Raw genomic sequence first — 25955 nt, 5'->3', positions numbered from 1 at the left:
GCATGAAGAGGAAGCACGACGACCCGGCCGGACTCGCCCTGCTCGACGCCGAGCTGCTCGCGCCCGCGCTGCTCCACGAGCTGCGGCAGCCGCTCATGGGCGCGGACGCGGCCGCCACGCTGCTCGAGCGCGCCGCCGGCCCGGGGCTGGCGCAGCAGGAGGCGTGGCGGATCCTGCGCAGCCAGCTCGCGCGCCTGGGCGAGGTCGTGAACGGCTACGACGAGCTGTTCCGCGCCGGCGACGCCGAGCCGGTGCGCTTCGCGGTCGCGCCGGTGGTCGCGCGCGCGGTGGACCTGCTGGCGCTGCGCGTCCGCCCGCTCGGCGCGCGCTTCGCGTTCGCGCCCGCGGCGGGCCTGCCCGACGGCTTCGGGGCGCCGGGCGCGCTGGTGCACGCGGCGACGAACCTCATCGCCAACGCGCTCGACGCGGTGGATGGTGTCGGCCCGGGGCGGGTGGAGGTGCGGGTGATCGCGGCGGCGGGCGAGGGCATCGAGGTGCGCGTGTCGGACGCGGGGACGGGCATCCCGGCCGAGCTCCGCGAGCGCATCTTCGAGCCGCGCTTCACCACCAAGGCGCCGGGGCACGGCACCGGCCTCGGGCTCCACATCTCGCGCCGGCTGATGAGCCGCTTCGGCGGCGCGGTGACGCTGGTGGACGCCGCCGATCCGGCCCGGCTCCCGTGGGCGGTGACCGAGTTCTGCGTCTCCATCCCGGCCGCGCCGGCGGAGGGGACGCCGTGATCCGCGCCGCGCGCCTCGCCGCCTGGCTGGCGCTCGCCTCCGGGGTGGCCGCGGCCAGCGCGGGCGCGGTCCTGTCCGGGCGCCGCCACGCGGCCCAGCCCGCGTTCGAGGCCGAGGCGGTGACGGCCGAGCCGCCGGCGAGCCCGGCGGTCCTCACCGTCGCCGCGCCCACGGCGCCGCCGCCTTCGCCCGCGCCGGCCGCCGCCGCGCGCCGCCCGCCGCGTCCGGCCCCGGCCCCGGCCGCCCGCGCCGCCCCGGCCTCCGCCGCCGACCCCGCGCCCGCCACCCCGGTCCCGGCGGCCACCGCGGCGCCGGCGGCCGCCTCCGCGCCGGCCCCTTCCGCTGCGCCCGCCTCCGCGGGGCCCGCGGCCGCGCCCAGGGCGGCGCCCGCCGCGGCCACCGCCGAGGCGTTCCGCGCCAAGGCGCGCCCGTCCGCCGAGGTGGCGCCGGGCGTCCTCGCGCGCGCGGCCGCGCGCCGCGCCCAGGAGCGGCCGGAGCCCGCCGCCGCGCCGGAGTGCCGGCCCGGCGCCGGCCCCGCCCCGGATGGCCGCTGTCCGCCCGCCGCGCCCGGGGTGGGCAACATCGAGTCGCTCGAGATGGACTGGAATGCGCCGCCGCCGCCGCCCTAGCCCGACCCGCGCCCTCGTGGCCATCGCCCTGCTGGCGGCGCTCGGTCCGGCCGGCGCCGCCGCGCTGGACGAGCCGCCGCCCGGCTCGGGCGGCGCGCTGCGCATCGTGGCCGATCCGCCGCGCCTGCTGCTCGGGCGCGACGGCGCCGCCGAGCTGCGCATCCACGCGCCCGCCGAGGTGGAGGAGCTCTCGATCTCCACCAACGCCGGCCGGGTGGAGGGGCTCCGCCGGCTCGCGGGCGGCGGCTTCGCCGCGCGCTACCGCCCGCCCGCCGAGCGCTACCCGCTGGTCGCGATCGTCGCCGCCACCGGCCGGACCGCGCGCGGGCCGGTGGACGGGTGGCTGGCGCTGCCGCTCTCCGGGCAGGGGGACGCGCGGGTCCGATCGCAGCCCGGGCAGGAGATCTCGCTGCGCATCGGCGACCGGACCTTCGGGCCGCGGCGCGCGGGCCCGGACGGCCTGGCGGTCATCCCGGTGGTGGTCCCGCCGGGCGTGCGCGAGGCCCACCACGGCTTCCGGCCGGTGGACCTGCACGTGCCGGAGACCTCGCTCGTGCACGCGGTGGCGGACCACGTCGCGGTGCACGCCGACCAGGCCGAGCACGTGCGCGTGCTCGCGTACGTGGTCGCGCCCCACGGGGCGGCGCGCCGCGGCGACGTGCCGGCGTTCGAGGCCTCGCGCGGCAGCGTGAGCGCGGTGGCCCGCGAGCCGGGCGCGTTCGAGGCGATCTGGACCCTGCCGGCCGGCGCGGTGGGCGAGGACCGGCTGGTGGTGCGGCTGCCCGGCTCGCCCGCCTCGCGCGCGGTGATCCGGCTCGACGCCGTCGCCGGGCCGCCCGCCACGGTGGCGGTGACGTTCGATCGCGAGGCGGTGGTGGCGGGCTCGGTCGAGGAGGTGGGCGTCACCGCCCGCGTGCTCGACGCCGCCGGCAACGCGGTGGACGCGCCGGTGGAGCTGGCGGCGGCGGGCGGCACGCTCTCCGCCCCGGCGCCGGCCGGGGTCGGCGCGGTCGCGGCGCGGCTGCGGGTCCGCCCCGGCTTCGGCGGCCGCGGCGAGGTGGTCATCACCGCCCGCGCGCCCGCCGCCGGGATCTCGGGATCGCGCGCGCTGCCGCTGCAGCCCGGCCCGCCCGCGCGGGCCCGCTTCTCGCCGGACGACGCGGTGCTGCTCGCCGACGGCCACGACGCCGCGCTCCGGGTCACGGTGCTCGATCGCTACGACAACCCGGTCCGCGCGGTGCCGGCCGTCTCGGCGCGGCGCGGGTCGATCCTGGGCGTGGAGCCGGACGGCGAGGGGACCTGGCGGGTGCGGTACCGCGCGCCCGCCGTCCCGTCGCGGACCGGCGAGACCGTGCTCGCCCAGGTGGGCCAGGCGCGGGCCACCGCCGAGCTCCTGCTGGTTCCCCCCCGCGGGCCGGCGATCCTCCCCACCGCGGGCGTCCTGTGGGACCTGCGGGGGCGCTTCACCGCCGCGAGCGCGGGGCTCGCGACGGAGCTGCCGATGCGGGGCCTGTTGCCCCCGACGTACGTGCTCGCCTGGCGGCTGGAGGCCGGCGTGCTCGGCTTCGACGGCCACCGCGACCTGCGGGCCACCGGCTCCAGGGGCGAGCCGATCCAGCTCAGCGCCGACGCGCCGGCGCGGGGCCTGACGCTCCTCGGCGGCGCCACGGTCCGGCGGGAGCTGCGCCGCGGGCCCGAGCTGTGGGGGAGCCTGGCCGCGGGCGCGCTCCTCGGCCGCGTCGATCCCGACGGCGCCGCCCGCGACGCCGGCGCCGCCCCCGCGCTCCGCGCCACCCTGGGCGTGGGCTGGCCGTTCCGCTACGCGACCCCATTCTTGGAGGCGTCGCTGCTGGCCGCCGGGCGCTCGCCGCTCGGCGCGCTCGCGGCGGCGGGCCTCTCGGCCGGGGTCCGCTTCGATCTCCCGGAGGCGACATGGCGACGATCCTCATCGTCGACGACGAGCCCGTGATCCTCGACGTGTTCCGGCGGTTCCTCGAGGGCGAGGGGCGCACCCTGCTCCTCGCCGGCTCGGCGCGCGAGGCGCTGGCGCGCGCGGCGGAGCCCGGCGACATCGACGTGGCGCTGGTGGACAAGAACCTGGGCGACGGCTCGGGCCTGGACGTGGCGCGGCAGCTCAAGGCGGCCAAGCCGGACGTGGAGGTGATCCTGGTCACCGGCTACGCCTCGCTCGACTCCGCCATCCAGGCGGTGCAGATCGGCGCGTTCGACTACGTGACGAAGCCGGTCTCCGACTACGACGCGCTCAACCTCAAGGTCGAGAACGCGGTCGAGAAGGTGCGGATGAAGCGCTCGCAGCGCGAGCTGGTGGCGCGCCTGGTGGAGAGCGAGGCCTTGCACCGCGGCGTGTTCGAGACCTCCTCCGACGCGATCCTGCTCGTGGACGCCGAGTCGGGCCGGCTGGAGGACGCGAACCCGGCCGCCGAGCGGCTCTACGGCCGCGATCGCGACGCGCTCCGCGACCTGCGCTACGCCGACCTGCTCGAGGAGGGCGGCGGCGAGGGCGGCCCGGCGGCGGGGATCCACGCCGCCCCGGGGCGGCACCGGCGCGCCGACGGGACCGCGTTCCCGGTCGAGGTGACGGTGGACGCCTTGCGCCTGCACGACCGCGGGCTGCGCGTGGTGTCGGTGCGCGACATGTCGGAGCGCGAGCGCGCCGAGGCGGAGCGCCGCGAGCTGGAGCAGAACCTCCGCCAGGCGCAGAAGATGGAGGCGGTGGGCCGGCTCGCCGGCGGCGTCGCCCACGACTTCTCCAACGTGCTCGCGGTGGTGCTCGGCTACTCCGAGCTGCTGGTGCGGGACCTGCCCACCACCGATCCGCGCCTGCGCGAGTGCGCCGACGGGATCATCGAGGCGGCGCACCGCGCGGTGGGCGTCACCCGGCAGCTCCTCACGCTCTCCCGCAAGAAGCTGCTCCGGCCGGAGGTGCTGTCGCTCAACAAGGTGGTGCAGGACCTGGGCAAGCTCCTCGGGCGCGCCATCGGCGAGCGGATCGAGGTCACCACCACGCTCCAGGAGCAGCCGTGGCCGGTGCTCGCCGACGCCGACCAGCTCGCGCAGGTGCTGCTCAACCTGGCGGTGAACGCGCGCGACGCGATGCCCGACGGCGGGCCGCTGCACATCGCCACCGCGAACGTGGAGGTGCCGCAGGCGCTGCGCGAGCTCTCGCTGCCCGCCGGGCGCTACGTGACGCTCACGGTGCGCGACTCCGGCATGGGCATGACGGAGGAGGTGCGGGCGCGCATCTTCGAGCCGTTCTTCACCACCAAGGAGACCGGCACCGGGCTCGGGCTCGCCACCGTCTACGGCATCGTGCGGCAGGCGGGCGGCGCCATCCGGGTGGAGTCGCGCCCGGGCGCGGGCACCTCGTTCACCGTGTACCTGCCGGCCGCCGACGAGGCGGCGGCGCGGGTGGCGGTCGCGGTGCCGGTGGCGGCGCCGCGCGGGCTGGGCGAGACGGTGGTGCTGGCCGAGGACGAGGACGCGCTCCGGACGCTGCTCGGCCGCGTGCTCTCCGGCAGCGGCTACCAGGTCATCTCCGGGCGGAACGGCGCCGAGGCGCTGGAGGCGGCGCGCGCCCGCGGCGGCCGGGTGGACGTGCTGCTCACCGACCTCGTCATGCCGCGCATGACCGGCGCGGAGCTGGCCGAGGCGCTCACGCCGGGGCAGCCCGGGATGAAGGTGCTGTTCATGACCGGCCACACCGACGACGTGCTGGTGCAGGACCGGCTGGTGGACGGCGACGTGGAGCTCATCCAGAAGCCGTTCACCAGCGAGGCGCTGCTCGCGCACCTGCGCCGGCTGCTCGGGCCGCCGCGCGTGGCGGCGTGAGCGCGCGCCGCCGGGCGGGCCCGCGCAGCCCCTAGAGGCCCGCCGGATCGCCGTCCGGCGTGACGCCGCGCCGGCTCGCGGCCATGCGATAGCTCCGGCCGAGCGGCCGGTGCATCGGGTGGCCGGTGCGGGAGCGCATCTTCTCCAGCTCGCGCTTCACCAGGCGCTTCAGCCGCTCCGCCGCGTCGAGCAGGGCCACGTGCACGTCCTCCTGCACGCTCTCGACGTGCAGGGTCCGGGTGCCCGGCATGCGGAAGGAGAGCCGGCACTCCTGGTCCACGCCGCCCTTCTTGCGGCGCGCGTCGCCGAGGTGGACGGCCAACTCCGCCGCGGAGTCGTCCTGGAGGCGGGCGAGCGGGCGGGTCACGTGCTTGCGGAGGAACGCGCCCAGGTCGGGCGGCAGGGTGAGGTGATGGGCGTGGATGACGAGCTTCATGCCCTTCAGGATGGGGCGCGCGGACCGGGAGGGCACGCCGCGCGGCGGGCCGCGGGGATATGCTCGCCCGCCCCGGCGCCCGGCGCGCCGGCGGGGCACCGGGAGCGACCATGACCGAGCGGCTGTACCTCGACGATCCGGACCGGCTCACCTTCGAGGCGCGGGTGGTGGGCGTGCGCACGCTGGCCGGGCGGCCCGCGCTCGTGCTCGACCGGACCGCGTTCTACCCGGAGGGCGGCGGCCAGCCGGCGGATCGCGGGCGGCTGGGCGGCGCCGCGGTGGTGGACGTGCAGGAGGTGGACGGCGAGATCCTGCACGCGCTCGAGGGCACGCCGCCGGACGCCGGCGCCCCGGTGCCGGGCGAGGTGGACGCGGCCCGCCGCCGGGACCACCTCCAGCAGCACCACGGCCAGCACCTGCTCTCGGCCGCGTTCGAGGCCACCGCCGGCGCGCACACCGTCTCGTTCCACCTCGGCGCCGAGACCTGCACCATCGACCTCGACGCGCCGCCGGCCAGCCTTGGCGAGGCGCGGCTGCGCGCCGCCGAGGCGCGCGCCAACGACCTCGTGTTCCGCGACCTGACGGTGACCGCGCGCGACTTCGCGCCGGCGGAGCTGGCGGCGCTGCCGCTGCGCAAGGCGCCGGAGAAGGGCGCGCGCATCGTGGTGGTGGGCGACCTCGCGCGCGGCGAGGTGGTGGACGCCTCGCCCTGCGGCGGGACGCACCCGCGCCGCACCGGCGCGGTGGGCGCCGTGGCGGTGCTCGGGGCGCAGAAGTGGGGCGCCGGCACGCGCGTCGAGTTCGTGTGCGGCGCGCGGGCGGTGCGCGCGCTCGCCGACGCCCGCGGGCGGCTCGCGGCCGCGGCCGCGTCGCTGCGCTGCGCGCCGGCGGAGGTGCCGGCCGCGACCGCGCGGCTCGCCGCGGAGTCGGCGCAGCGCCGCAAGGACCTCGACCGGCTCGCCGCCGCGCTCGCCGAGGGCGAGGCGGACCGGCTCGCGGCGGCGCAGCCCGCCGGCGCGGTGCGGGCGGTGCTGGCGCCGCCGGCGCCGGGCGCGGCCGGATACCTGCGCGCGGTGGCCGCGGGGCTGGCCGCGCGCGGCCGCGCGGCGTTCCTCGGCGCGGTGGAGGAGGGGCGGGCCCACCTCGCGTTCGCGCGCCCCCGCGACGCCGGGCCGGGCGTCACCGGCGTCGACATGGGCGCGCGGGTCCGCGAGGCGGCGGCGCGCCTGGGCGGCAAGGGCGGAGGCGCGCCGGACCTGGCGCAGGGCAGCGGCCCGGACGCCGGGGCGCTGGAGGAGGCGCTCGCCGCGGCCGCCCGTCACGGTGCGTGAAGCGTCACCAGCGTCGCGCCCCAGCCGCCGCCGTCCTCGCCGGCGGGGCGGAACGCCTTCACCCGCGGGTCGCGCGCCAGCAGCGCCTCGACCGTGCGGCGCAGCGCCCCGATGCCCTTGCCGTGCACGATGCGCAGCTCGGTGAGGCCCGCCTCGCGGCACGCGCCGATCCACTCCGGCACGAGCGTCCCCACCTCGGCGGGCGAGAACGCGTGCAGGTCGAGCGTGCCGTCGATGGGCAGCGGCACCGGCTCCGGGAAGGGATCGTCGCCGCCGGACGGGGGATCGGGCGCTCGCGCCATGGCGGGCGGATGATACTGTCCGGCGATGCGCCGCGCCTCCCCGCCCGCCGCCGCCGCCCTGCTGGCGGCCGCGCTCCTCGCGACCCCGGCCCGCGCCGCCGGCCCCCACCCGCTGCGCGGCGACGACCGGACCGATCTCGCGGTGACCGGCGCGGCCGCGGGCGTCTGGCTGCTCGGTGAGGTGCTGAAGCCGGAGCTCGCGCCCTCCGGGTGCCGGTTCTGCGAGGCGAACGCGCTCGACGTCTGGGCGCGCGACCGGCTGGTGCTCTCCGACGCGACGCTCGCCGCGCGCGGCTCGGACGTGCTCGCGTTCGCGCTGATGCCGGCGGCCGTCACCGCCCACCAGCTCCTCGCGGCGCGGGCCGCCGGCGACGGCGGGGAGGGCTGGCGCGACCTGCTCTACGTGGCCGAGGCGGGCTCGCTCTCCATGGCGGTGAACCAGGTCGTGAAGCTGGCGGTGGGGCGCCAGCGCCCGTTCGTCCGCTACGGGAACTGGGCCCCGGGGAGCCGCGAGGGCGATCCCGACGACAACCTGTCCTTCTACTCGGGCCACTCGGCGCTGGCGTTCTCGATCGCCTCCGCCGCCGGCACCGTGTCCACGCTGCGCGGCTACCGGAGCACGCCCTGGGTCTGGGCGGTGGGGATGACGCTCGCCACCGGCGTCGGCTACCTGCGCGTGGCCGGCGACAAGCACTGGCTCACCGACGTGCTGGCCGGCGCCGCGGTGGGCGGCGGGGTGGGCGTCGCCGTGCCGCTGCTCCTGCACGGCCGGGAGGACCGGCCGGCGCAGGGCGGCGGCCCGTCGCCGGCGGGCGCGCGGGTCGTCCCGATCCCGATGGGCCTGCTGGTGGTGTGGTGAGCGCGGAGCAGCGCGCGAGGTCCCCGCGGGCGCGCCTGCGGCGCGCGGAGAAGCCGTCAGCAGGCGCCCGCCCGGCGGGCGCCGAGCCGGCGCGCCAGCAGCGCGCGAATGGTCTCCAGCTCGAACGGCTTCTCTACGCACTCCACCGGCTCCTGCTCCAGGAAGCTGCGGGCGGCGGCGGTGAAGGCGCCGCCGGTGAGGAACACCACGCGGCTCGCCAGCTCCGGCGCGCGCTCGCGCAGCGCGCGGTACAGCTCCATCCCGGTCATCTCCGGCATGAGCAGGTCGGAGAGGACCAGGTCGAACCGCTCCCCCGCCGCCACCCGCGCCAGCGCGGCGCGCGCGCTCGACGTGACCGTCACCTCGTGCTCGCCCTGCAGCGCCCGCTGGATCACCGTCCCCACCAGCGGCTCGTCGTCCACGACCAGGATCCGCCCGCGCACCCGCGGCGCCGGCTGCGCGGTCCCCACCCCCGACGCGCTGGCCTCGTCCGGCCCGGACGCCGGCAGGATCACGCGGAAGGTGGTGCCCCGGCCCAGCACCGTCTCCACCTGGATCTCGCCGCCCATCGCCGAGACGATGCTCTGGCAGATCGACAGCCCGAGCCCGGTGCCCACGCCCGGCGGCTTGGTGGTGAAGAACGGGTCGAAGATGCGGGGCAGGTGCTCCGGCGCGATGCCCGAGCCGGTGTCGGACACCTCCACCGCCACCTGGCCCCCGGGCAGCGCGCGGGCGGAGACCCGGATCTGGTGCTCGTCCACGTGGCCCTCCGGGATCGCCTGCGCGGCGTTCACGAGCAGGTTGAGGAACACCTGCCCGAGCCGCGCCTGGCACCCCTGGATCGGCGGCACGTCCGTCGGCGCCCGCAGCAGGCGGGCCCGGTGCCGGATCTCGTTCCAGGCCACGCTCACGCAGGAGTCGAGCAGCGGCCCGAGCGGCACGGGGCCGGCGTGCTCCTCGTCCGGCCGCGAGAACGTCTTCAGGTCCCGGACGATGACCCGCATCCGCTCGGCGCCGTCGCGCGCGTCGTGGACGGCGTCGAGGAGCGCGCTCGCGAGGTCGGGCTCGCGCGAGCTCCCCGCCGCGGCCACGCGCGGGGCGAGGACCGTGAGCTGCTCGTCCAGGTACGAGAGGTTGGCGATCACGTACGCGAGCGGGTTGTTGAGCTCGTGCGCCACCCCGGCGGCCAGCGTGCCCACCGACACCATGCGGTCGGCGAGCGCGAGGCGGGCGTGGAGCTGCTTGCGCTCGCTCACGTCGCGGAGCGCGATCAGGTGCCGGCCCGGCTGGATGTCCGGCACGCCGGTGAACTCGACCGAGCGCCGGAGCCCGCCCGCGTGCACCACCTCGGCGGCGCCGCTCACCCGCTCGCCGCGGAGCACGTCGGCGAGCGCCGGGGCGCCGGGCGGCGGCGCCTCGGTGAGCTCCGTCAGGCTGCGGCCGACCAGGCTCCCGCGCCCGCCCCCGAACAGCGCGGCCGCGGCCGCGTTCGCGTCGCGGATCCGGCCCGACGCGTCCACGCACAGCATCGCGTCGAGCGCGGCGTCGAACACCGCCCGCAGCTGGCGCTCGCGGTCCAGCACCTCGGCCTCGGCGAGGTCGCGCGCCAGCGCCGCCGCGAGCACGCTGGCGCTCGTCTCGAGGAAGCGCAGCTCGTCCGCGTGGAAGGCCCGCGGCCGCCGGGCGTAGGCGCCGATCACGCCGAGCGGGCGCTCGCGCCCGGGCAGCGCCACCTCGGCGGAGGCCTCGATGCCGGGGAGGTCGAGCAGCGGCGGCCGGCCGCCGTGGCCGCCGGTCACCGCCGCGTTGTCGACGGGCGGCGTGCCGCCCACCCGCGCGCCCGCGGCGTCGGGCGGGAGCCCCACCGCGGCGCGGACCACCAGCGCACCGGCCGCCTCGTCCGGCTGCAGGAACGCCGCCGCATCGGCGCCGAGCGCGTCCCGCGCGATCGCGCAGGCCGCCGTGAGCAGCGGCCCGGTCCCCTCGGCGTTCATGGCGAGCTCGGCGAGCGCCGCGACCGCCGCCTCGAGCGGCGCGCGTCCGCGGACCTCGCCCCCGTCCGCCGGTCCGGGCCGCTCGCCCGGGACCAGCTCGCGAACCTCGCCTCGCCCGCTCATCGCCGCAACCTCTCGGGCCCGTGGCGTCGCGCGATCCGGCTCGTCGGCGCGCGCCCCGCGCCGCGGGCATCCGAGCGGCACCGGGGTCGAGACGGACCCAGGGCGGCCGCGCCTCCCCGCCGGATCGCCAGCCGGGGACGGCTCCCTGGTTGGCCATATACCCTGAAGCCGAAGGCCCCGTAAGGGTCCGCGGGTACGGCCGGGTGCGCCTAGGGGGGTCCGAGCAGCTCCAGCACGCGCTCGGGCGGGCGGGCCAGCACCGCGCGCGCGCCGGCGACCAGGATCGGCCGCTCCAGCATGCGGGGATGGGCGGCGAGCGCCTCGACCAGCTCGGCCTCCGGGGTGCGGTCCGACAGGCGCAGCACCTGGTACTCGTCCTCGTCGCGGCGGGCCACCGCGCGCGCGGGCAGGCCGAGCGCCCGGAGCAGCGCCGCGAGCTCGTCCGCGGACGGGGGTTCCTCGAGCGGCCGCCGCAGCGCCGGCTCCACCCCGCGCTCGCGCAGGAGCGAGAGCGCGCGGCGGCTGGCGGAGCAGCGCGGGTCGAACCAGAGGACGTACTCGCCGGACATCGCGCCGCCGACTATACGGGAGGCTTGGACCTCACGCACCACCTCGACCGCCTCGCCGCGCTGCTCGCCGCCGAGCGCGAGGAGGAGCGCGCCCGCTTCGCGGAGGCGAAGGGCCGGCTCTCGCTCGCCGAGCGCGAGGCGCGCGGGCTGGCCATCGCCGACGTGGAGGCGCAGGACGAGGGCGCGCTGGCGGGGCGGGCGCTGGTGACGTTCGGGCGGGGCGGGCGACCGCTGCCGGGGGGGCGGATCGGCGCGGGGAGCCTCGTGTCGCTGGCGCAGCGCCGCGACACGCCGGCCGACGCGCCGCAGGGGGTGGTGGCCCGGCGCACGCGCACCGCGGTGGCGGTGGCGTTCGACGAGCCGCCGCCGGACTGGGTCACCGACGGCCGGGTGGTGCTGGAGCTCGAGCCGTCCCCGGTCACCTGGGAGCGCCTCTCCGGCGGCCTGCGCCGGCTCCGCGACGACCGCGCCGGGAAGCGCTGGCACGCGGTGCTCGCGCCCGGCTCCGGCGCCCCGCCGCGCTTCCTGCGGGCGCCGCGCGGCCCGGTGCTGGAGGCGCGGCTCAACCCCGAGCAGCAGGCGGCGCTCGACCTCGCCGACCGCGCCGAGGACCTCGCGCTCGTGCACGGGCCGCCCGGCACGGGCAAGACGACCGTGCTCGTGGAGGTGATCCGCCGCGCCGCCGCCCGCGGGGAGAGCGTGCTCGCGGCCGCGCCCTCCAACCTCGCGGTGGACAACCTGGTGGAGCGGCTCGCCGCCGCCGGCCTCGCCTGCGTGCGGGTGGGCCACCCGGCGCGCGTGCTCCCGGGCCTGCTCGAGCACACGCTCGAGGCGCGGGTGGAGGCGCACGAGGCGGCGCGGATCGCGCAGGGCCTCGTGGACCAGGCGCTCGCGCTGCGCCGCGACGCGCGCAAGCGCCGGCAGAAGCGCGGGCCGGGCCGCTTCAGCGCCTCGCGCGAGCAGGAGCGCGAGGCGCGCGCGCTGCTCGCCGAGGCGCGCCGGCTCGAGGCGCGGGCCGAGGCGGAGGTGCTGGAGCGGGCGCAGGTGGTGCTCGCCACGCTGACCTCGCTCGACGGGCCGGCGCTGGCCGGCCGCCGCTTCGCGCTCGCGGTGCTGGACGAGGCCACCCAGGCGGTGGAGCCGGCCGCGTACCTGGCGCTCCTGCGCGCCGACCGCGCGGTGCTGGCCGGCGACCACCTGCAGCTGCCGCCCACCGTGCTCTCCGCGGCGGCGCAGGAGGGCGGGCTGGGAGTGTCGCTGTTCGAGCGGCTGGTCGAGGCGCACGGGGACCGGGCGCGGGTGATGCTCGCCGAGCAGCACCGCATGAACGCGCGGATCATGGCGTTCCCCTCCGAGGCGCTCTACGGCGGCGCGCTCCGCGCCCACCCGGCCGCGGCCGGCCGCGCCATCGACGACGCGCCGTTCGAGCTGGTGGACACCTCCGGGCGCGGCTTCGAGGAGGAGACGCCGGAGGGCTCCGACTCGAAGCAGAACACCGGCGAGGCGGAGCTGGCCGCCGCCGAGGTCCGGCGCCTGCTCGCGGCCGGGCTCGCCCCCGGCGACGTGGCGGTGATCTCGCCGTACGACGCGCAGGTGCAGCGCCTCCGGCAGCTCCTCGCCGAGGAGGTGGAGGCGGGCCTGGAGGTGGACACCGTGGACGGCTTCCAGGGGCGCGAGAAGGAGGCGGTGGTGGTCTCGCTGGTGCGCTCCAACGAGGCGGGCGAGGTGGGCTTCCTCGCCGACGTGCGCCGGATGAACGTCGCCCTCACCCGCGCGCGGGCGAAGCTGGTGGTGGTGGGCGACGGGAGCACGGTGTCGCGCCACCCGTTCTACCGGAGCTTCCTCGAGCACGCCGAGCGCGCCGGCGCGTGGCGGAGCGCCTGGGAGCGCTGAGAGCACGTGAAACCATCCCCTCCCGTCGCCGGGGCGGCCGATCCGCAGTCGCATCGCGTCGTTGCTCCTCCCTCACATGCCGACCGGCATGCTCGGTCGTCGCGCCTCGCGCTGCTCGCGTCTCGACCGCCTGGCTCGGTCCGGGGATGGATTCACGCGCTCTGAGCCCCGTCGCGCGACGGGCGGAGGGACGCGGCCCCGCCGCTTTGCGCGCGCGGCGCCTCCGCGCGTAAGCTCGGCGCCCGCCATGATCCGCAGCACCTTCCGGCTCGCCCCCGGCATCGGCCCCTACCTCGAGGGGAAGCTCTGGAACGCCGGCATCCGGCGCTGGGCCGACCTGCCCGCCCCGCCCGCGGTGGCGCTCTCGCCGAGGATCGACGCCCGGCTGCGCGACGCGGTGGCCCGTGCCGAGGCCGCGCTCGAGACCGGCGACGCCGACGCGCTCGCGGCCATGATCCCGCGCGCCGAGCGCTGGCGGCTCTACCCCGCGTTCGCGGACGACGCCGCGTTCCTCGACGTGGAGACCGACGGCGAGCGGCTCACCTGCGTGGGCGTGCTCGACGCGTCCGGGCCGCGCCTGTTCCTGGACGGCCGCGATCTCGACGCGTTCCCGGAGGCGGCGCGCGGCTGGAAGGTGCTCGTCACCTACAACGGCCTCGCCTTCGACGAGCCGGTGCTGCGGCGCGCGTTCCCGGGCTGGCGCCCGCCGCGCGCGCACGTGGACCTCTGCCACCTCTGGCGCCGCCTCGGCCACCGGGGCGGCCTGAAGCGGCTCGAGGAGGAGACCGGCGTCGGCCGCCCGGCGCACCTCCACGGCCTCTCCGGGCTGGACGCGGTGCGGCTCTGGCGCGCCTGGCAGGAGCGGGGCGACGCCGACGCGCTCCGCCTGTTCGCCGAGTACAACCTGCACGACGCCGTGAACCTCCGGACGCTCATGGGCCTCGGCTACAACCGGTTGGTGGAGCGGCTGCGGCTGCCCGCCGCTCCGGTGCCGGTGTCGGAGCGCGGCGACGTCCGCTACGACCTGACGAAGCTCCTCCTCGCGCTCTAGGCGTCGCGCCGCGTGACGCGCCCGGGGGACGCCCGGGCCGCCCCGGCGCGCGGCCGTCCGCCCGCCCGGCGCCCGGCCGGACGACGAGCCTCGATCTCCCGGGCCGCCGCCGCTAGAATCCGCGGCCTCATGACCGAGCCGATCACCCCCGAGATCGTCGCGCAGCACGGCCTCAAGCCGGACGAGTACCAGCGCATCCTCGAGCACCTCGGGCGCACCCCGACGCTCACCGAGCTGGGCGTGTTCTCGGTCATGTGGAGCGAGCACTGCTCCTACAAGTCCTCGCGGGTCCACCTGAAGACCTTCCCGACCAGCGGCCCGCGCGTGCTGCAGGGACCGGGCGAGAACGCGGGCGTGGTGGACCTCGGCGACGGGCTCGCCGCCGCGTTCAAGATGGAGAGCCACAACCACCCGAGCTACATCGAGCCGTACCAGGGCGCGGCCACCGGCGTGGGCGGCATCCTCCGCGACGTGTTCACCATGGGCGCCCGCCCCATCGCCTCGCTGAACGCGCTCCGCTTCGGCGACCCGAGCCACCCCAGGACCGCCTACCTGCTGGAGGGCGTGGTGGCCGGCATCGGCGGCTACGGCAACTGCATGGGCGTGCCCACGGTGGGCGGGGAGGTGGCGTTCCACCCCTCGTACAACGGCAACTGCCTGGTGAACGCGTTCACGCTCGGCATCCTCCCGGCCGACAAGATCTTCCGCGGCACCGCCGCCGGCGTCGGCAACCCGGTGATGTACGTCGGCGCGAAGACCGGCCGCGACGGCATCCACGGCGCCACCATGGCCTCGGCCGAGTTCGACGCCTCCACCGAGGAGAAGCGCCCGACCGTGCAGGTCGGCGATCCCTTCATGGAGAAGCTGCTGCTCGAGGCGTGCCTCGAGCTGTTCCAGACCGACGCGGTGGTCGGCATCCAGGACATGGGCGCCGCCGGCCTCACCAGCTCGTCGGTGGAGATGGCCGGCCGCGGCGGAAACGGGCTCGACCTGTTCCTCGACCAGGTGCCGCTCCGCGAGGAGGGGATGACGCCGTACGAGATCCTCCTCTCCGAGTCGCAGGAGCGCATGCTGCTCGTGGCGGCCGAGGGCAAGGAGGAGCTGGTCCGGAGCATCTGCGAGAAGTGGGACCTCGACGTGGCGGTGATCGGGCGGGTGACCGCCAGCGGCCGCTGGCGCGCGCACTGGCGCGGCGCGGTGGTGGCCGACCTGCCGGTGGACCCGCTCACCGAGGGCGCGCCGAAGTACCACCGGCCGATGACCCCGCACCCGGCGCTGCCGGCGCTGCACGCGTTCGACCTGGCCACGCTGCCCGAGCCGGCCGACCTCGGCGCGGCGCTCGTCCGGCTGCTGGCCCGGCCGACCATCGCGTCGAAGGAGTGGGTCTACCGACAGTACGACCACATGGTCCGGCTGGTCGGCGCGGTGCGGCCCGGCGGCGACGCCGCGGTGGTGCGGCTCGCGGTCTCGCACGACGCGCACGCGCACAAGGGCATCGCGCTCTCGGTCGGCGTGAACGGCAGGTTCTGCTTCCTCGACCCGTACCTCGGCGCCATGCACGCCGTGGCCGAGTGCGCCCGCAACATCGCCTGCGTGGGCGGCGAGCCCATCGCCATCACCGACTGCCTGAACTTCGGCAACCCCGAGAAGCCCGAGATCATGTGGCAGTTCGCCGAGTGCGTGCGCGGCATCGGCGACGCCTGCCGCGCGTTCGGCACCCCGGTCGTCTCCGGCAACGTCTCGCTCTACAACGAGACCGAGGGCCAGGGAATCCTGCCCACGCCCACCGTCGGCATGGTGGGCCTGGTGGAGCCGGTGGAGCGCACCTGCCACTCGACGTTCCGCGACGCCGGGGACGTCATCGCGCTGGTGGGCAGCCTCCAGGGCGAGGTGGGCGGGTCGGAGTACCTGTCCGCCGAGCACGGCAAGGAGGCCGGCCGCCCGCCGGCGCTCGACCTCGCGCGCGAGAAGGCGGTGCAGGAGACCGTCCGCCGCGCCGTCCGGGCCGGGCTGCTCTCCTCGGCGCACGACTGCTCCGAGGGCGGGCTGGCGGTGGCGCTCGCCGAGAGCTGCATGATGCACGAGGTCCCGTCGGACGGGTCGAAGCCGGCCTGGATCGGCTGCGCGGTGCGCATCCCGTTCCCGGTCCGCAAGGACTTCGTGCTGTTCGGCGAGGACGCGAGCCGCATCCTCGTGTCGCTGCCCAAGGAGAACGCCGCCCGCTTCGTCGACCTCGCGCAACAGTGCGGCGCGCCGGTCATCCGCCTCGGGGCGGTGGGCGGCGACCGGCTGGAGATCCAGGGCGCGCTCTCGGTCCCCGTCGAGGAGCTGGCCCGCGCGTGGCGTGACGGCATCCCCGCCGTCCTCCGCCGCGACGCCGCGCACGCCGGGGCGACCGCGCCGGTCTAGCGCACGCCTCGGAGGGGCGCCGGCCGGCGCCCCCATCTCGTGGGCGGCGCACGCCTTCCACCTCGAGTAAGGACTGGACGCGCCCCATGGACACCGTCGAGCTCGCCTGCATCTTCGTCCGGGCCGAGGGCGATCGCCTGCTCGCGGCGGAGCGGCTCGTGCTCGCCCTGCCGCACGTGCTGGGGGACGGGCTCGACCGCTGCGATCTCGCATTCGACGCGTCGACCCGCTTCCTCGCGGTGGCGGTGGCTGCCCGCGGCGAGGCGGCCAAGGCCGCGGCACGGGCGCGGCTCGCGTTCTGGACGGCGCGGGCCGGCGGCCGGCTCCTCGCGCCCGCCGAGGCGACGGACGACGAGCGCGAGCGGCTGCGCGCGCAGGTGGAGGCGTGCGACCTCGTCGCCGAGGGCGTCCTCCCGGCCGACCTGCTCGACGCGGCCGGGCGGTTCTTCGGCGACGCCGGCGCGCCGGCCGGTCGGCACCGGAGCGCCGTCGCGCGCCCGGTGCTGTGCATGGACGTCGGCGGGCCGGGCTGGCAGGGCGTGCAGTGCGATCCCAAGGCCGGGACCCTGTTCGTCGCGGCCCCCATCGCGCCACCGCCCGGCGACGTGCTCGCCCTGGCGCTCCGGCTGCCCGGGGTGGCGAGGCCGGTGGAGGCGCGCGCGATCGTGATGGACGTCCGCGGCCCGACGCAGGCGCGCCCCGGCGCGCCGGCCGGCTACACCCTGCACCTCGAGGACGCGCCGCCGGCGCTCCGCGAAGCCCTGGCGCGCAAGGCGGCGGGCGCCAGCGAGGTCGGGGCCGGCACCCGCGCCACCGCCCGGTTCGCGGTGAACGGTCCGGTGACGGTCGTCGCGCTGCCGCCGCCGGACCCCGCCGCCCAGGCGCGCATCGAGTACGCGACCGCGAGCGAGCTCGCGTCCGACTGGATCGAGAACCTCTCGCAGGGCGGCGCGTTCGTGCGCACCGCCCGGCCGGCCGAGGTGGGCGCGCAGCTCGTGCTGCGCCTGGCGCTGCCGAACGGCGTCGAGCTGTCCACCCCGGCGCGCGTGGTGTTCGCGAGCGCGAGCGGCATGGGCGTGCGGTTCACCCTCGACACCGAGGCGGACGCGATCCTCTCCGCGGCCGTGGCGCAGCTCTCCGGCCGGCCGCGCCGGGCGCTGGTGGTGGACGACGACGCGCTGCTCCGTCGCATGCTGGCCGACGCGCTCGGCGGCCGCGGGTTCGAGGTGCTCACGGCGGCCGACGCGACCGAGGGGCTGCGGGTGCTGGCCGAGGAGGTGCTGGCGCTCGACCTCCTCGTCACCGACGTGCACATGCCCGGCATGGACGGCGCCGAGCTGGTGCGCCGGATCCGCACCGTGGGCGGCGAGGCGGACCTCGCCATCGTGGCGGTCACCGGCCGGCTGGAGGAAGGCCTGGAGCCGCGGCTCGTGGCCGCCGGCGCCGACGCGGTCCTGGAGAAGGCGCTCGGCGTGGAGCGGATCGCCCAGGCGGCCGACGCGGTGGTGGAGCGCCGCCGGGCCGATCCCGGCGGCGCGCCCGGTCACTGACAGCTCCGCACGAAGGTGAAGGTCGCGTTCGGGGTGGTGGGCCACGCCGCGCCGTCGGTCACCGAGAACTCCTGCGTGACGGTCTCCTGCGTCCCGGTGCAGGTGGCGACCTCCGGGGCGATGGCCGTGGCGCGCTCGCACACGCCGCCCTCGCACACCACGTGCGTCGGGGTCACGCCGGCCGAGAACACCACCTCCACCGGATCGCCGTCCGCGTCCGAGACCTGCGGCGTCACCGTGTAGGTCCGCGCCGGGATGACGAGCGGGTACTGCACGCAGATGGACCCGGACCAGCGGCAGCAGAACGTGTCGTCGGGCGGGCGGGAGCAGGTGACGAGCTGCGTGACCGTGGAGGAGGTGGCGGTGGGCGGGCGCGTGCCGATGGAGAGCTGCACCGGGGGCAGCGCGGTCGGGGTCCAGGGATCCGCGACGGACGGCGAGAGGGTGCGCGTCCCGATGAAGGCCGCGAGGTCGTACGGGTCCTGGTACGCGCCGCTGCACTCGATGATCGTGGCCCCGTCGGAGAGGAGCGTGAGCCGGTCGCAGGCCGCGTCCCCGGTGCCGCCGGTGGGCCAGATGGGGTCGCCGTCCGGATCCACCACCCGCCACACCTCCTGCGTGGCGCGGTAGCGCCGGGCGACGGCGTCGAACGCATGGTCGATCCCGACCCCGCTCGACGGGGCCGACGTCACCGCGGGCGGGCGGTTCCCCACGGTCACCGGCAGCTCGGCCCGCGCCAGCTCGCCGTTCGCGTCGGCGACCGTCACCACGATGGTCCGCTCCAGCCCGGCGCCGCCGGTCAGGTAGGCGGCGTCGGCCGGCGAGGCGTAGGGGACGGCCACCCGGAAGGTGAGCGCGTCGCCGAGGTCGTCGCCCTCGAAGGCGCCGGCGTCGCCGTCGCCGGCGTGGTGCCAGGTCACGGTGCGCGGCTCGAGCGGATCGCCGTCCGGGTCGGTCATCGAGATCGGAATGCGTCCGGCGGCCACCAGGCGCGGGCCGGCGGGCTCGTAGGTGTGCGGTGCCTCGGGGGGCGGCGTGGCGGCGATCGCCGGCGCGCGATTCCCGACGCTCACCCGCGTCGCCGCGGTGCCGAGCACGCCCGCGTCGTCGGAGGCCTCCACCCGGAACACCCAGTCGCCCGAGATCGCGCCGCCGTCGGTCTCGATCGCCGCGCCCGCCGCCGCGGCGTCGGACCCGGGGCTGAAGGTGACGCGGCGGTCGGCGCCGAGGGCGCGGCCGGCGGGCGGCTCCACCGTCCACCGCCAGCGCACGGGCCCCTGCGCGGCGGCAGCGGACAGCGTGGCGGTCAGCGCCACCGGCCCGTCGGGCGCGCAGCGCAGCGGCTCGCCCTGGCACAGGTGCCCGAGCGCCACGTCCGGGCCGGCGGTGACCGGCGGCGTGCCCGCGTACGGCGCCACGTCGAGCTCGAGCCGCGCCGGCGCGCTCTCGGCCCCCAGCTGGTCGCGCACCACCAGCTCGACCGCGTACCGGCCGGCGCAGCCGAAGCGCACCCGGGCCAGCGATCCGGTGCCGGCCACGACGGGCGGCGCGCAGGGCGCGTCCACCGCCGAGATCGTCCAGGCGTGCGACACGATCGCGTCGCGCGGCGCGTCCGGATCCGCGCTCCCGCCGCCGTCCAGCTCGACGAGCGCGAACGCCTCCGGCGCGCCCGCCGGGGCGATGGCCGCGACCGGCGGTGCGTTCCCGACGCAGGCGCCCGCCACGCAGCGCGCCGCGGCGCCGCAGCCGTCGTCCGCCTGGCACGCGCGCGGCGTGGCCCCGCCCCCCGAGCAGCCCGCACCCGCTGCGATGACGAAGATGATGATCCCGAGCCGCTCCACGAATCCTGCGCTGCGCATCGACCGTCCTCCTGGATGGCGAAGTTCACGGATCGTACGAACGTCCGATCCGGTTTCAAGCGTCGCGGTCGCACTGCGAGTGTCGTACCAGGGAGCAGATCCGCCTTTCGCGAGTGATCCCGGACCCCGGACCGTGGGTCGAGTCCGCGTCTCGGGTGGGCGGTCCGCGGCGCGGACCATCCGGCGCGCCCGGACCGGGGTGGGTCACGCGGATCCACACGCGTCGGGGACGCTGCACGCCGCTTGCAGCGGTCGATGCACCTGTGCTGATAGTGCGTGGCGCACTCAACGTGATGGATCGTGCGGAGGTGTCGATGGCGCTCTCGGGCGTGGTGGGCATGGCGATCGCGGCGGCGCTCGCCTCGGGCGGTGAGCGCCTGCTGCTGTGCCGGCCGGTGGTGGACGGGGATCCGGCGCTGGCGCGGGCCGATGCCGTCGGCGAGGCGGCCCGCGCGCGGCCAGGGCGCTGGCTCGACTACGGCGTCGCGTGCGACGGCGCGCCGGAGGGCGCGCGCGCGGCGCGGCGGGCCGGGCTGGCGCACGCGGTGGTGGCCCGCGCCGAGGGCCGCTCCGACGGGAGCCGGTTCGTGCTGGTGCTGACCGACGCCACCACCGAGGAGGCTCGCGCCCAGCGCCGGGTGGACGTGCCGCCGGGGAAGGATGCGGTGAGGCCGCTGCGCACCGCGCTGGACGGGCTGCTCCAGTCCCTGCCGCCGGAGCCGGGGCCGGGCGCGGGCCGGATCGCGGCCTGGAGCCTCGCCGGCGCGGGGGCGGCCTCGCTGATCGCGGGCGTGGCGCTGGCCGTGTCGGCCTCGAGCGCGGCGGACCGGGCCGACGCCGCAGCCGATCCGGCGGCGTACACGCGGGCGCGCGCCGACTGGCGCAGCCGCCGGCGCTGGAGCGCGGCGGCCCTGGGCGCGGGCGGCGCGGCGCTCGCGGCGGGGCTCACCTGGCGATTCGTCTTCTGAGGAGGAGCGACATGAACCGGATGCTGGCGCTGGCGGCGGTGCTCGCCGCGGGGTGCAGTGGCGTGAAGGACGATCGGCCGGGCTGCGCCCGCAGCGCCGACTGCCCGGCGGGCGAGACCTGCGCGTCCACGCCGGACGGCGCGGTGTGCTGGCCCGATGCGCAGCCGCCGGCGGTCTCCGGCGTGGCGGTGACCTGCGCGATGCCGTGCCTGCGCGACGGGACGCTGAGGGTGGAGGCCACCGTCGCCGACGATCACGAGGTGGGGGAGGTGACGGTCGCGCTCGACCTCGATCCCTCGCGCGCGGTCCCGATGGCCCGCGCCGGCGCGCGCTGGGTGGCGCAGGTGCCGCTGGACGCGTTCCCGTTCCCCGCGTTCGAGCGGGCCGTGATCGCGACGGTGACGGCGCGCGACGGGGCGAGGAACGCGGCGAGCGCGTCCGCGGACGCGGGGCAGCAGCCGGTGGTCACGCGCCTGCGCTGGACGTACGACGCCGGCGTGCCGATGACCTCGCCCGCGGTGCTCGAGGACGGGACCGCGGTGGTGGGGTTGTCGGCGACGACGCAGCAGGTGTTGGCGGTATCAGTTGTCGGAGCAGTTGGTTGGACCGCGAACACTGGCACGAGCTTCGTCTCGGTTCCGCCGCTCGTCGGCGACAATCAGGTATGGGTGGGCAGCGCGTCGGGTACCGCATTCGCGATCGACGCCGCGGGGCAGATCCTGGCGGGAGCCTGCACGGCCGGGGAGTCGATCGGCGGGGGACTCGCGTACTCAGGATCGCGTGCTGTCGCTGGGGCGCAATCGGCTGTTTTGTTGGTGGCGGACAGCAATGGATTCTGCAACCAGACGGCGGTCTCGGCGGCTGTGAGCACGAGCCCAGTGGTGTCTCGCAGGGGCAATCTAATCGCGAGTGCGGGGACGAAGCTCCTCAGCTTCACCCTCCCCGCCAATGGGATACTCCGGTCGGACTGGACCGGCGCGGATGGGCTTCCGCCAGCTCCTGCGGTGGGTGGGGTGCTCGCGCCCATGGCAATCGACGACGCAGACGCCGTCTGGACCGTCGCCCAGAACGGGAACCTGAACCGCACGACGATGGACGCGGCCACCGCCACCGTCGGAACCGTGGCGCTCGGCAGCTCCGGCCCCATCGTCCTCGCCGACGGCAGCGTGGTCGTCGGCAGCGGCGCCGGGGTGCTCCAGCGGTTCTCCACCGCCGGCGCCCCGCCCTGGGCCGAGAGCGAGCCGCTGAACGGCGTGCCGGCCGTCCCGCTCGCGCTCGCGGGCACCCGGCCCGCGCTCCTCGTCCCGACCTCGACCGGCCGGCTCTACGCCGTGAACGCGGACGACGGGAAGATCGCCTGGAGCGTGAAGCTCTCCGCCACCGGCCAGGCCCTCCAGCCCGCCAACATCCACGGCGCGGCCGGCGCGGCCACCTCCACCGCCTACGTGGCCGGGGCCGACGGCAAGCTCTACGCGGTGATCGTGGACGGGCAGCTCGATCGCGCCGCGCCGTGGCCGAAGGCGTTCCACGATCCGCGCAACACCGGCAACGCGGGGGCGCTGCCGTGAGGCGCGCGCTCCTCGCCGCCGCCTGCGCGCTGGCCGCCTCCGGCGCGGGCGCGGTGGAACGGCTCGGGGTGATGGCCGTGGCGGACGCGCCGGCCGGGCCGGATGCCGAGCTCACCGAGCTCGCGCACCAGCTCCGCGCGGCGTGCCGCGACCGGGTCGGCGGGGTGGAGGAGGTGGCCACCATGCGGCGGCGCCTGCTCGGCCAGGGCTCGGACGCCACGCTCTCCGAGCTGGACCGCGCCTACGGCGGCGCGCTGGCGGTCTACCAGAACGGCGAGTTCGACAGCTCGGTCCGCACGCTGCGCGCCATCGTGGACGACCTGGAGGCGGTGCCCGAGGGCGAGGAGGCCTTCTTCCAGTGGAAGCGCGCCATGCTCCGGCTCGCCCACGCCTCGCTGAGCCTCGGGCAGGAGCGCGAGATGGAGCGCGCCTTCCTCGCGCTCGCCCGCACCGACCCGGCGCTGCAGCCGGATCCCGACCAGTACTCGCCCGGCTTCCGCCGCCGCTTCGAGGAGGTGAAGGCGCGGGTGCGCGCGCTGCCCCGCCGGCGCCTGCACGTCGCCTCGGAGGGGCGGTCCGGCACCGTGTACGTGAACGGCCGAGCCATGGGCACGACCCCGGTCACGCTGACGCTGCCGGCCGGGAGCTACCGCGTCGGCGGCGGCGCGGGCGCGCTGCGGGTGCCGAGCTTCACCGTGGACCTCGAGTCGGAGGATCGGAGCGTGGTGCTCGACTTCGCGCTGGCGGAGGCGCTGCGGGTGAACGCCGGCCCGGGGCTGGCGCTCGCGCCGGAGGCGCGCGGCTACGGCATCGTGCGCGCCGGCGCCTGGCTCGGCGTCGATCGCCTGCTGACGGTGAGCCGCGCGCAGGAGGGGCAGGCGCAGTTCCTGGTCGGCTCCATCTTCGACGTGCGCCGCGGCGCCCTGCTGCGCGAGGGCAGCGTCCGGCTGGTGGCGGGCGGCCTGCCGTCGGTGCAGGTCGGCGCGCTCGCGTCGTTCCTGCTCACCGGGCAGTCCTCGCGCGAGGTGCAGAACCTGACGCAGCAGGGGCCGCGCGAGATCCGGCCGCCGCTGCCGCCGGTCGCCGAGGTCCGGCCCGTCCCCGCGGCGTCGCCTCCGGCCGTGGTCGCCGCGCCGGCGTCCGCCCCCACGCCGGCGGTCGCCACGGCGGCAGCGGTACCGCCGCCGGCCGCCGCGCTCCCGGCGGTCCGTCCGCCGGCGGCGCGGGCCACCGGCGCGGCGCCCGCGCCGGCCTCGCCCGCCGTCCTGCCACCCACCGCCGCCCCCGTCGCCACCGCCCAGGCCCCGGCCACACCCGCGGCGTTGCTCGCTCCGACCTCCGCGCCGATGCCTGCTCCGCCGGCTACGCAGCCGCCCGCACCGACGCGCGCTCCGTCCTCCGCTCCGTCCTCCGCGCCGCCGGCCGTGCAGAAGCCCGCGCCGACGCTGGCGGCGGCCACCGCGCTCGCGCCGGTACGGTCGATCCTCGCCCCCGCCCCGCGCGCGGCGCTGCCGGCGCCGGATCCTGCGGGCCGCGCGCTGGGAGAAGGGTCGCGGCCCGGGGCGGCGCCTCGATGGATGCGTCCGGCGGCCATCGGCTCGGGCGCGCTCGCGCTGGGGCTGGCGGCGGTCGCGGTGCAGCAGGGCCTCGCCGCCTCCGGACGCTATGCCGACGCGCGGGACATGCTCGGCGCCGACGGCCAGCTCCTGCCCGGCTCGGATCCCGGCCGCTATCGCGACCTGCGCAGCGGCGGCGATTCGGCGCGGCGGAACGCGTTCGTGTCCGCCGGCGTCGCCGCGGCGTTCGCGGCCACCGCCGGCGTGCTGGGCTGGCTGTCATGGGACGGCGACGGGGACCGGGACCGGCACGCCGACGCGAGCGGCGGGCTGTCGGTGCGCTTCTGAGGCGGCGATCCCGCGATCCATCCCAAGCGGGTCCCCGCGTCGAGCCCGGCGCGGGGGTAAACAATCGGCTACCCACCCCGAGCCGAGAGACCGGATGCGCTACACGAAGATCTTCATCGTTCGATGGGCCGACTGCGACGCGAACGGCCACATGCGCAACACCGCCTACAGCGAGTACGCCATCGACACGCGCATGAGCTGGCTCGCCGACCAGGGCTGGCCGTTCTCGCGCTTCGAGGAGCTCGGGATCGGCCCGGTGCTGCTGCGCGAGGAGATCGACTACGCGCGCGAGCTGCGCCTGGGCGACTCGGTCGAGGTGGACCTCACCGGCCTCGGCCTCTCCTCCGACGGCGCGCGCTGGAAGCTCGCGCACGAGTTCTGGCGGCCGGGCGGGAAGACCGCGGCGCGCATCGTGCTGAGCGGCGCCTGGATGGGCATGGAGTCGCGCCGGCTGGTGGTGCCGCCGGACGCGCTCACCGAGGCGATGCGGAAGGTGCCGCAGGGCCCGACGTGGGAGGAGCTCGCGCCGCTGAAGCCGCGCGAGTAGGGCCTCAGCGCCGGCCGGCCGCGGCCGGCGTGCGCCCGCGGCCCGCCGCCCCATCGGGCGGGTGCGCCGGCGGCTCCGCGCGCACCGCCGCGGCCGCGGCCGCCACCGCCGGCTCGAGCCGGGCCGCGAGCGACGGGCCGTAGTAGGTCCGCGGGGTCTCCCCGCGGTCCGCGGCGATCATCCGCGGCGTCTCCACGTACCCGACGTAGCCGTTCACGAGCGAGACGATCCGCGCGCCCGGCCCGGCCGCCCGGCGCCAGCCCTCGGCGATCTCGGACACCGGCTCGCCGGGGACGGCCACCAGCACGAGCCCGCCGAGCCGCAGCGCCTCCACCTCGGCGCGCGCCGGCATGGTGTCCCAGGACGCGTTGCTCGCGGCGCGGCGCAGCAGCGGCGGCACGGCCCCGGGATCCGGCGCCGGCAGCGGGACGTCCGCGGTGGCGAACCCGACCGCGGGGGCGGGATCCGGCGCGGAGTAGGCGAGCCCGTCCACCGCGCGCGAGAACGCGTCGCCGTAGCGATCGGTGGGCGTGCCCTCCGGGCCGTTCACCGGCGTCGCCGCCTGATCGCCGAGCGCGCCCTGGAAGAAGAGGCGCACGCCGTGGCCGGTGGCGGCGAGGTAGCGGCCCGGCCAGTCGCCCGAGATGAGGAGGTTCGCGCGCCCGAGCGTGGTCGGGTGCGAGGCGAAGATCGCCAGCTCGGAGACGGGCACGCCGTCCGGCCGGTCGATCCGCACCACGGTGAGCCGGGCCTCGACCGGCCCCTCGGTCCGGTTGTAGGCGAGCTCCTCGGCGCGCCCCTCGCCCACCGAGAGCCGCGCCGGGCCCGAGGCCGCCGCCGCGGCCCGGATCGCCTGGGCGATGCCGCCGGCGATGCGATCGCGGAGCGCCGGATCGAACGGGCCGGTGGCGATGTGCTCGCCGAACACGTGGTCCCAGTAGCCGCCCGGGCCGGAGTGCGTGTGCGTGGCGCCGACGAGCAGCCCGTCGAGCGGGACGTCGCCCAGCCGGGCGCGCACCGCCACCTCCAGCGACTCGGGCACGAGCAGGATCTCGGCCGAGGCGAGCGCGTAGCGGCAGTCGCCCACCGAGAGGACGAGCGCGCGGGCGCCCACCGGGTCGCGGACCCCCTCGCTGCGGTAGCGCAGCCGGGCGAAGCCGCCGATGGGAACGCCCGGCGGCAGGTCGAACGTCGTCGCGGCGGCGCCGGCCGACAGCGGCCCCTGGCAGCGCCGCGCGGCCGTCACCCGGGCCGCCTCGGCGGGTCGATCGCCGTGCCACGGCAGGGAGGCGATCGCGAGGATCGCGGCGGGAATTCCGAGCAGGAACGCGGCGGCGAGGAGGAGTCGTCTGGCGGGAGGCATTTTCAAGCGCG

Annotated in this window: 20 protein-coding genes; 14 read left to right on the top strand and 6 right to left on the bottom strand. The window is 77.6% G+C overall.

Annotated elements, in window-relative coordinates; genetic code table 11:
• Nucleotides 1–2: 2 nt before the first annotated feature.
• From ANAEK_RS21875 to ANAEK_RS21860, 4 genes are read left to right on the top strand one after another with little or no spacing between them, the layout of a single operon-like run.
• On the top strand, nucleotides 3–740 hold the full coding sequence (locus ANAEK_RS21875) for a sensor histidine kinase (RefSeq protein WP_012528310.1): 738 nt from the start codon (nucleotides 3–5) through the stop codon (nucleotides 738–740).
• The gene (locus tag ANAEK_RS21870; protein ID WP_012528309.1) at nucleotides 737–1369 is read left to right on the top strand and encodes a hypothetical protein; all 633 of its coding nucleotides are present in this window, start codon (nucleotides 737–739) and stop codon (nucleotides 1367–1369) included. The genes ANAEK_RS21875 and ANAEK_RS21870 overlap by 4 nt, the downstream gene beginning before the upstream one ends.
• Before the next feature lie 16 nt (nucleotides 1370–1385).
• Complete coding sequence (locus ANAEK_RS21865; RefSeq protein WP_232288312.1) at nucleotides 1386–3338, top strand: Ig-like domain-containing protein; 1953 nt, start codon at nucleotides 1386–1388, stop codon at nucleotides 3336–3338.
• Nucleotides 3302–5218, top strand: a complete 1917-nt coding sequence (locus ANAEK_RS21860; protein ID WP_012528307.1) for a response regulator — start codon at nucleotides 3302–3304, stop codon at nucleotides 5216–5218. Before ANAEK_RS21865 ends, ANAEK_RS21860 begins: the two co-directional genes overlap by 37 nt.
• A 31-nt stretch (nucleotides 5219–5249) precedes the next feature.
• On the opposite strand, the gene ANAEK_RS21855 is transcribed toward ANAEK_RS21860, so the two are convergent.
• Nucleotides 5250–5654, bottom strand: coding sequence for an HPF/RaiA family ribosome-associated protein (locus tag ANAEK_RS21855; protein ID WP_041454295.1), 405 nt, complete (start codon nucleotides 5652–5654; stop codon nucleotides 5250–5252).
• Nucleotides 5655–5764: 110 nt separating this feature from the next.
• Here ANAEK_RS21855 and ANAEK_RS21850 point away from each other — a divergent pair, with 110 nt between their 5' ends.
• Complete coding sequence (locus ANAEK_RS21850; RefSeq protein WP_012528305.1) at nucleotides 5765–6985, top strand: DHHA1 domain-containing protein; 1221 nt, start codon at nucleotides 5765–5767, stop codon at nucleotides 6983–6985.
• Here ANAEK_RS21850 and ANAEK_RS21845 read toward each other — a convergent pair.
• Nucleotides 6973–7287 carry a Smr/MutS family protein gene (locus tag ANAEK_RS21845; RefSeq protein WP_012528304.1) on the bottom strand — a complete coding sequence of 105 codons (315 nt, stop codon included), beginning with the start codon at nucleotides 7285–7287 and terminating at the stop codon, nucleotides 6973–6975. The genes ANAEK_RS21850 and ANAEK_RS21845 overlap by 13 nt on opposite strands.
• Nucleotides 7288–7312: 25 nt before the next feature.
• Between ANAEK_RS21845 and ANAEK_RS21840 the strand changes: the two genes are divergently transcribed.
• Nucleotides 7313–8146 carry a phosphatase PAP2 family protein gene (locus tag ANAEK_RS21840; RefSeq protein WP_012528303.1) on the top strand — a complete coding sequence of 278 codons (834 nt, stop codon included), beginning with the start codon at nucleotides 7313–7315 and terminating at the stop codon, nucleotides 8144–8146.
• 56 nt (nucleotides 8147–8202) lie between these two features.
• Here ANAEK_RS21840 and ANAEK_RS21835 read toward each other — a convergent pair whose 3' ends face one another.
• Nucleotides 8203–10263: an ATP-binding protein gene (locus ANAEK_RS21835; protein ID WP_012528302.1), complete on the bottom strand. Its 2061-nt coding sequence runs from the start codon at nucleotides 10261–10263 to the stop codon at nucleotides 8203–8205.
• Between the two features lie 209 nt (nucleotides 10264–10472).
• Nucleotides 10473–10832 carry an arsenate reductase (glutaredoxin) gene (gene arsC, locus ANAEK_RS21830; RefSeq protein ID WP_012528301.1) on the bottom strand — a complete coding sequence of 120 codons (360 nt, stop codon included), beginning with the start codon at nucleotides 10830–10832 and terminating at the stop codon, nucleotides 10473–10475.
• 24 nt (nucleotides 10833–10856) lie between these two features.
• Between arsC and ANAEK_RS21825 the strand changes: the two genes are divergently transcribed.
• The 4 genes from ANAEK_RS21825 (at nucleotide 10857) to ANAEK_RS21810 (ending at nucleotide 17735) form a co-directional block, all read left to right on the top strand.
• A complete protein-coding gene (locus ANAEK_RS21825) occupies nucleotides 10857–12725 on the top strand; it encodes an AAA domain-containing protein (protein WP_012528300.1) in 1869 nt (622 codons plus the stop codon).
• A gap of 247 nt (nucleotides 12726–12972) precedes the next feature.
• Nucleotides 12973–13776: a ribonuclease H-like domain-containing protein gene (locus ANAEK_RS21820; protein ID WP_012528299.1), complete on the top strand. Its 804-nt coding sequence runs from the start codon at nucleotides 12973–12975 to the stop codon at nucleotides 13774–13776.
• Nucleotides 13777–13905: 129 nt separating this feature from the next.
• Entirely contained in the window at nucleotides 13906–16185 is a 2280-nt protein-coding gene (gene purL / locus ANAEK_RS21815) for a phosphoribosylformylglycinamidine synthase subunit PurL (RefSeq protein WP_012528298.1), read from the top strand.
• Between the two features lie 86 nt (nucleotides 16186–16271).
• A complete protein-coding gene (locus ANAEK_RS21810; RefSeq protein ID WP_012528297.1) occupies nucleotides 16272–17735 on the top strand; it encodes a response regulator in 1464 nt (487 codons plus the stop codon).
• On the opposite strand, the gene ANAEK_RS21805 is transcribed toward ANAEK_RS21810, so the two are convergent.
• Complete coding sequence (locus tag ANAEK_RS21805) at nucleotides 17729–19594, bottom strand: hypothetical protein (RefSeq protein WP_012528296.1); 1866 nt, start codon at nucleotides 19592–19594, stop codon at nucleotides 17729–17731. The genes ANAEK_RS21810 and ANAEK_RS21805 overlap by 7 nt on opposite strands.
• A gap of 293 nt (nucleotides 19595–19887) precedes the next feature.
• Here ANAEK_RS21805 and ANAEK_RS21800 point away from each other — a divergent pair, with 293 nt between their 5' ends.
• From ANAEK_RS21800 to ANAEK_RS21785, 4 genes are all read left to right on the top strand, one after another.
• Nucleotides 19888–20562: a hypothetical protein gene (locus ANAEK_RS21800; RefSeq protein WP_232288311.1), complete on the top strand. Its 675-nt coding sequence runs from the start codon at nucleotides 19888–19890 to the stop codon at nucleotides 20560–20562.
• Nucleotides 20563–20573: 11 nt separating this feature from the next.
• Nucleotides 20574–22130 (top strand): PQQ-binding-like beta-propeller repeat protein, encoded by a 1557-nt coding sequence (locus ANAEK_RS21795; protein ID WP_012528294.1) that lies wholly within the window; start codon nucleotides 20574–20576, stop codon nucleotides 22128–22130.
• A complete protein-coding gene (locus tag ANAEK_RS21790; RefSeq protein ID WP_012528293.1) occupies nucleotides 22127–24034 on the top strand; it encodes a PEGA domain-containing protein in 1908 nt (635 codons plus the stop codon). Before ANAEK_RS21795 ends, ANAEK_RS21790 begins: the two co-directional genes overlap by 4 nt.
• Before the next feature lie 94 nt (nucleotides 24035–24128).
• Nucleotides 24129–24581, top strand: coding sequence for a thioesterase family protein (locus ANAEK_RS21785; protein ID WP_012528292.1), 453 nt, complete (start codon nucleotides 24129–24131; stop codon nucleotides 24579–24581).
• A gap of 4 nt (nucleotides 24582–24585) precedes the next feature.
• Here the strand turns inward: ANAEK_RS21785 and ANAEK_RS21780 are convergent, their stop codons facing one another.
• On the bottom strand, nucleotides 24586–25944 hold the full coding sequence (locus tag ANAEK_RS21780) for a neutral/alkaline non-lysosomal ceramidase N-terminal domain-containing protein (RefSeq protein ID WP_012528291.1): 1359 nt from the start codon (nucleotides 25942–25944) through the stop codon (nucleotides 24586–24588).
• Nucleotides 25945–25955 lie beyond the last annotated feature (11 nt).

The organism is Anaeromyxobacter sp. K, assembly GCF_000020805.1.
Taxonomy (GTDB): domain Bacteria; phylum Myxococcota; class Myxococcia; order Myxococcales; family Anaeromyxobacteraceae; genus Anaeromyxobacter; species Anaeromyxobacter dehalogenans.
The sequence above is the reverse complement of the archived record's forward strand: the minus strand, read 5'-3'. Positions and strand labels throughout refer to the sequence as shown.